This window comes from Lysinibacillus sp. NPDC096212, from assembly GCF_044763105.1.
Lineage (GTDB): Bacteria > Bacillota > Bacilli > Bacillales_A > Planococcaceae > Lysinibacillus.
In genome coordinates this window covers 9,914-15,186 of record NZ_JBIWFQ010000056.1, presented here as the reverse complement: position 1 = coordinate 15,186, position 5,273 = coordinate 9,914, and the positions used below count along the sequence as shown (strand labels likewise).

The following is a 5,273-nucleotide window of genomic DNA, read 5'->3' as shown; positions in this document are numbered from 1 at the left end:
TATCAACAACCGACCAAGAAAATGTCTTGGTTGGAAAACTGCAAACGAGGCTTTTAATGAGCAATTGTTGCACTTAATTTGACAAATCATCAAATAGAAAAGAACAGTGATGAAAGTATGTGAGTGACAAGCATCCAGTAAGAAATGGTCTGTGAATTAATCAACCAACTTTACAGGCAGTTGGGCTAGCTAAATATGGCAGGAACCATTGCTATAACAAGATTCCCCAACCACATTATGCTATACTATTTCTATTATCGAAATATTTGAAAAGAGGGATGCTAGATGACAAATTTACAGCAATTAGATGCGTATTTTTCAGAACATCGCGAAGCACACTTAAATGAATTAAATGAATTTTTACGTATTCCAAGTATTAGTTCTTTATCAGAGCATAAAGGAGATATTCAAAATGCCGCTGAGTGGTTAGCAAACGCTTTTAAGAAGCTAAATCTTGAGAATGTCTCTATTACGCAAACTGCAGGTCACCCTGTTGTTTATGCGGATTGGTTACACGCAGAGGATAAACCAACTATTCTATTTTACGGTCATTATGATGTACAACCGGTTGACCCACTAAATTTATGGGAAACGGAACCATTCAACCCGACAATTCGAGACAACAAACTATTCGCTCGTGGTGCTAGTGACGATAAAGGACAAGTGTTTATGCACTTAAAAATGATTGAAGCATTATTTGCGACAACTGGTACTTTACCTGTGAACGTGAAGTTCATCTATGAAGGTGAAGAAGAGATTGGTAGTCCTAACCTTCCTGCCTATGTTGAAGAGCATAAAGAGAAACTAGCAGCTGACTTAATTTTGATTTCTGATACAGGTTTATATGGTCCTGGTAAGCCTGCTGTATGCTATGGATTACGTGGCTTAACGGGGGTTCAAATTGATGTTCGTGGTGCAAAAGGAGACCTTCACTCTGGTCTTTACGGTGGCGGTGTCCAAAATGCTATTCATGCATTAGCTGACATTTTAGCATCCTTCCGCGATGAGCATGGCACAATTCAAGTTGAGGGCTTCTACGATAAAGTTTTACCATTATCTGAAGAGGAACGCGAAGCTTATCGTGCGCTTGGTTTTGATGAAGAATCCGTGAAGGAAGAAGTTGGCGTGAAGGAATTATTCGGTGAAGCCGGCTATTCATATTTAGAACGTACTTGGGCACGTCCAACATTAGAGGTTAATGGTGTGTTCGGTGGCTTCTCTGGCGAAGGCATTAAAACCGTACTTCCTGCTGAGGCTGGCGCAAAAATCACATGCCGTCTAGTGCCCAATCAAGAACCAAATGAAATTGTAGCACTATTAAAAGCACATATTGAAAAACATAAGCCAACTGGCGTTGACGTGACGATCTCTGAATTCGATAAAGGTCGTCCATTCTTAACACCATTTGATCATCCATTTATCCAAGCTGCTGGCCGCTCATACGAAAAAGTATATAATGTGCCAACTGCTTACACACGTGGAGGAGGATCAATCCCTATCGTGGCTGCCTTTGATGAAATTTTAGAATTGCCAGTAGTGCTAATGGGCTTCGGCTTATCAAGCGAAAACTTCCATGCACCAAATGAACACTTCCATTTAGAAAACTTCGATAAAGGATTACGTGTTTTAAGTGATTATTTATACGAGGTAGCCGAATTACAAAAGTAAAATAACAAATCCCCTCGTTTCTTGTAACGAGGGGATTTTGCTATATTATTCTCCAAAAATCGTAACGATATCTGCTGATGTTTTACGTTCTTTCCCTTTTGGCACTTCATCAAAATAGCCAACTTGTAGCATCGCGATTACGCGCTCACCCGGCTGAACCTTTAAGGCTTCACGGAATTTCGGATTATCTAGGAAGCCAGGCGTTTTCCAGCATGAGCCTATTCCTTTATCCCAAGCTAGCAATTGAATATTTTGAATAAAAATACTTGCCGCTGCGTAATCTTCTAATCGCTCTTTTTGTCGAGCATCCTCAGGAACGATGACAAAAGCATAGCCACCCGGTAATGTGAATTTCGCCATTTGCTTCGCTAAATCTTCACTAGAAAGCTCCTGCCATTTCGGTATCGTTAGATCACGCAATAAATTATGAAGACCATCTAACTCCTTACCACATGCAACAACTAAACGCCAAGGCTCTCGATTCCCATGATTTGGTGCCCACACTGCATCGTCAATAATAGCCAATAAATCTTCACGATCCACCGGCTGTCCATTAAACTTTTTAATAGAACGACGCTCAATAATCGCATCCCTAACAGATAAAAATTGTTCGCTCATATACTCTTATCTCCTTCTATAACACTACAATAATTAAAATTGATATCTTCTACCCTTCACATTATCACAAAATGATGAGCTTTAACACTGCTTCACCTTAAGCAAAACTATCTTCTATATGAATATAATGATAAGTCATGCTTGGCGTATAAGCCGTTGAATCTTCATAAAAATATGGTCGCTTAATACTATCTGAAGTGTGTGCGTTAACATATGGGATACCATTTTCGATACTTGTCACAATTACGGAATGATCAACTCTTCCATCCCCCTGGAAATCATAAAATATGACATCTCCAAGTTCTAATTCTTCGGCAGATTGTACACGCCTACCCTTCAACCCTGTTGTAGAGCCTTCCAAATACCATCTAAGGGAATGTGCAACAGACCAGCTAAAGCTCCAATTTCCATGTTGAACCCACCAACCTTTCCCTCTGTTTGGAGCACCTCGCATTGGTGCTCCTCCAGCAAGTAAACATTGAGATATATAGTTCGTACAATCAACAGTAAAATTCGGAAATGCTGGATTACGCCTGTTCCACCACAAGTTCGCATACTGTACAGCGGCCTGTCTGTTATACATTTTTGCCACGCTTCCCCTCCTTATGTTCAACATATGTATAAAGAGGGATTTCTATTAGCTAGGTCCTTATTCATAAAAATGTCGAATGTGGTCTTATTTGGCACTATCTTTGCCAATTTTGAGATAGTTTTTGCTACAATAAGGGTAAGGAATTATAGGCTTTTATATTACGAATCAGAAGGGATGTTGAAATTGAAGCAGCATGCTGAGAAAGAAATTATACAACCTACTCTTTTATGCGATAAAAAAGGTAATTTAAATCCAGCTGCCATCGGATTTGCTCGTAAACCTCTCATAAACAGCAATTTAAGTGGCCATATCATGCGCAAAAAGAAATGGAATTATTGGTGTGTCTACGGCGATGAGATCATCTTCTCAGCTACTATTAGCCATCTAGACTACGCAGCGGTCTGCTTCGTCTATTTCCTTGAATATGAAACACAGCGCTACTTTGAAAAAACAATTACCATTCCATTGGGTGGAAAGTTAAAAATGCCTACGCAGGTGCTAGATTCAGTATCCTTCAAAAATAGTGAAATGATGATTGATATGACATATGTACAAAATGAAACACATCTATCCGTTTCAATCCCAGACTTCGATGGAGATGTTTTACGTGCAAAGCTTGTCATTCAGCATCCGCCTACAGATGAGTCATTGAATGTAGTCATCCCTTGGAACCGTAAAACATTCCAATTTACAGGTAAGCATCATACACTCCCTACTTCTGGGTTTGTGACAATTGGTAATCGTCGCTTTACATTTTCCCCTGAGGAAAACTTCTCTGTCCTAGAATACAGTCGTGGCGTTTGGCCACGTACATTCACATGGAATTGGGGAATGGCCTCACAGCGAGTCCGAGGAAGACGAATCGGACTCAATTTAGGTGGTAAATGGACAGACGGAACAGGAATGACCGAAAATGCTGTTTTCGTTGAAGGAAAAATGACAAAAATACACGAGGATGTACTGTTTAGCTATAATCAAGAGGATTTAATGCAACGATGGAAAATCAAAACTAAATTCACTAACCAAGTTTCATTAACATTCTCCCCATTTTTCGAGCGTGTATCCGTCACAAAAGCTGGTCTCATAAAATCTGAAGTACATCAAATGTTTGGCTACTACGACGGCTCCGTATTACTAGACAATGGCGAAACACTTGTCATCCAACAAATGCTAGGCAGCATCGAAGAAAATCGCGTAAAGTGGTAAGAACAAAAAAATTAATTGCTTGCTATTTGCTTCTCATACTAGGATTTAACGCACTGATTCGCACACCCTCAGCGCGTTAAATCCGAAAAAGCCTTTAAATGGCTCCTTTTTCGGCGAATTGGCGTTTTTATCCGTCGCTCTCGACTTTCTTTCCGTCGCTTTGCCGGGGCTATCCACGATTTTGACCGTTCTATCCACGACATTGATGGTTCTATCCACGACTTTGGCTGCTCTATCCGTCGCTTTGACTCTTCTTTCCGTCGCTCTCGACTTTCTTTCCGTCGCTTTGTCCATTCTTTCCGTCGATTCGGCTTTTCTTTCCGTCGCTCTGATTTCTATCCGTCGCTTTGTCCATTCTATCCGTCACTTCGGCTCTTCTTTCCGTCGCTCTGATTCCTATCCGTCGCTTTGACTCTTCTTTCCGTCGCTCTCGACTTCCTATCCGTCGCTTTGTCCATTCTTTCCGTCGCTTCGGTTTTTCTTTCCGTCGCTCTGATTCCTATCCGTCGCTTCGGCTTTTCTTTCCGTCGCTCTGATGATTCCTTCCGTCACTTCAGCTCTTCTTTCCGTCGCTCTGATGATTCCTTCCGTCACTTCAGCTCTTCTTTCCGTCGCTCTGATTCCTATCCGTCGCTTCGGCTTTTCTTTCCGTCGCTCTGATGATTCCTTCCGTCACTTCAGCTCTTCTTTCCGTCGCTCTGATTCCTATCCGTCGCTTTGACCATTCTATCCGTCACTTCAGCTCTTCTTTCCGTCGCTTCGACTTTTCTTTCCGTCGCTCTCGACTTCCTATCCGTCGCTTTGTCCATTCTTTCCGTCACTTCGGCTTTTCTTTCCGTCGCTCTGATTTCTATCCGTCGCTTCGACTCTTCTTTCCGTCGCTTTGACTATTCTATCCGTCACTTCGACTCTTCTTTCCGTCGCTCTGATTCCTATCCGTCGCTTCGGCTTTTCTTTCCGTCGCTCTGATGATTCTTTCCGTCGCTTTGACCATTCTATCCGTCACTTCGACTCTTCTTTCCGTCGCTCTGATTCCTATCCGTCGCTTCGGCTTTTCTTTCCGTCGCTCTGATGATTCCTTCCGTCACTTCAGCTCTTCTTTCCGTCGCTCTGATTCCTATCCGTCGCTTCGGCTTTTCTTTCCGTCGCTCTGATGATTCTTTCCGTCGCTTTGACCATTCTATCCGTC

The 5,273-nt window shown here is 41.9% G+C and carries 4 protein-coding genes; 2 read left to right on the top strand and 2 right to left on the bottom strand.

All coding sequences use genetic code 11. The features are described from left to right. The first annotated feature begins 285 nt into the window (after nt 1–285). Nucleotides 286–1,668, top strand: a complete 1,383-nt coding sequence (locus tag ACIQ7T_RS27650; RefSeq protein WP_370083646.1) for a dipeptidase — start codon at nt 286–288, stop codon at nt 1,666–1,668. Nucleotides 1,669–1,713: 45 nt separating this feature from the next. Here the strand turns inward: ACIQ7T_RS27650 and ACIQ7T_RS27645 are convergent, their stop codons facing one another. Together ACIQ7T_RS27645 and ACIQ7T_RS27640 are read right to left on the bottom strand one after the other, a co-directional pair. After that, nucleotides 1,714–2,286: a nitroreductase family protein gene (locus ACIQ7T_RS27645; RefSeq protein WP_370083648.1), complete on the bottom strand. Its 573-nt coding sequence runs from the start codon at nt 2,284–2,286 to the stop codon at nt 1,714–1,716. A gap of 97 nt (nt 2,287–2,383) precedes the next feature. After that, on the bottom strand, nt 2,384–2,878 hold the full coding sequence (locus tag ACIQ7T_RS27640; protein ID WP_370083649.1) for an amidase domain-containing protein: 495 nt from the start codon (nt 2,876–2,878) through the stop codon (nt 2,384–2,386). Between the two features lie 183 nt (nt 2,879–3,061). Between ACIQ7T_RS27640 and ACIQ7T_RS27635 the strand changes: the two genes are divergently transcribed. After that, entirely contained in the window at nt 3,062–4,084 is a 1,023-nt protein-coding gene (locus ACIQ7T_RS27635) for a DUF2804 domain-containing protein (protein WP_370083651.1), read from the top strand. Nucleotides 4,085–5,273 lie beyond the last annotated feature (1,189 nt).

Bases quoted from the DNA above. Each gene is read 5' to 3' on its own strand.
- ACIQ7T_RS27650 (WP_370083646.1), top strand. From the start codon at position 286: ATGACAAATTTACAGCAATTAGATGCGTATTTTTCAGAACATCGCGAA.
- ACIQ7T_RS27645 (WP_370083648.1), bottom strand. From the start codon at position 2,286: ATGAGCGAACAATTTTTATCTGTTAGGGATGCGATTATTGAGCGTCGT.